Source organism: Streptomyces spongiae, assembly GCF_009377185.1.
GTDB lineage: Bacteria > Actinomycetota > Actinomycetes > Streptomycetales > Streptomycetaceae > Streptomyces > Streptomyces spongiae.
The window spans coordinates 1-1,116 of the sequence record NZ_VJZC01001099.1; the positions used below are offsets into that span (position 1 = coordinate 1).

Consider the following 1,116-nt stretch of genomic DNA (forward strand, 5'->3'; position numbering starts at 1 on the left):
CCGTAGCCACCGGTCAGCAGACAGCCACCGATCACCGCCGCCGCGATGTAGATCAACTCCTGCCCCACACCCTCACCCGACTGCACGGTGGAGAAGGAGAACAGCTGGTGCATGCCGACGAACCAGGCACCGAACCCGACCAGCATGAACAGCGAGATCTTCGTGAACGTCACCGGCACACCCACCGCACGGGCACTGTCCTGGTTCCCGCCCACCGCGAAGATCCAGTTGCCGTACTTCGTGCGCAGCAACACCCACGTCGCGAGCGCCGCGAACACCAGCCAGTACACCACCGTGATCTTCACGGTGACCCCGCCGACCTCGAACGTCGACGCGAAGATCGCCTTCGCCTGGTCGAAGCCGTCCATGTCACTGATGTTGTCCGTGGCCACGTTCCCGGTGATCAGCTTCGTGACCGCCAGGTTCACACCCTGCAAGATCAGAAACGTGCCCAGGGTGACGAGGAAGCTGGGCAGACCGGTCTTGACCAGCATCCACCCGTTGAACGCCCCCACCGCCAACGACACCACCAGCGCGGCAATGACGCCGACCCACACGTTCATCGTCAGCTGGTAGCTGACCATGCTCGCGGTCAGCGCCGAGGTGATCACCGCGACACCCGAGGACAGGTCGAACTCCCCGCCGATCATCAACAGCGCCACCGGCAGCGCCATCAGCCCGATCGTCGAGGACTGATACAGAATGTTCGCCATCGCACTGGCCTCACGCACCGGAGGCGCCGCGGCCAGGAAGAACACATACACCGCGACCGCACCGAGGAAGACCCCCACCTCGGGACGGGCCAGCAGCCTCAGCGCCAGCGGACGCCGAGCCGTCCGCCCGTCGCCCTGCTTCGGGCCGGAGGCCGGCGGTGTCTCCACCGCCGGCGCAGCCTCTTGCGTCATACCCATCACCTGGTGCCCTTCGCGGCGAACGCGGCAACCTTCTCCACGTTGGACTTGTCCACGAACGCCGGACCCGTCAACACCGGCTGCTCGCCACCACCCATGTAGTTGCCGTTGTTCTTGTACAGCCACAGCGAATCGATCGACAGGTAACCCTGGAGATAGGGCTGCTGGTCCACGGCGAACTCGATGTCACCGTCCTTGATCGCGC

At 65.0% G+C, this 1,116-nt stretch carries 1 protein-coding gene and 1 pseudogene; both read right to left on the reverse strand.

Annotation, left to right across the window (positions count from 1 at the left end; genetic code table 11):
- Positions 1–911, reverse strand: a 911-nt coding sequence (locus tag FNH08_RS50385; RefSeq protein WP_152778732.1) for an ABC transporter permease, incomplete at its 3' end; no start/stop codon positions are given.
- A pseudogene (locus FNH08_RS50390) lies at positions 911–1,116 on the reverse strand (sugar ABC transporter substrate-binding protein); the annotation flags it as partial. The gene FNH08_RS50385 and the pseudogene FNH08_RS50390, both read right to left, overlap by 1 nt.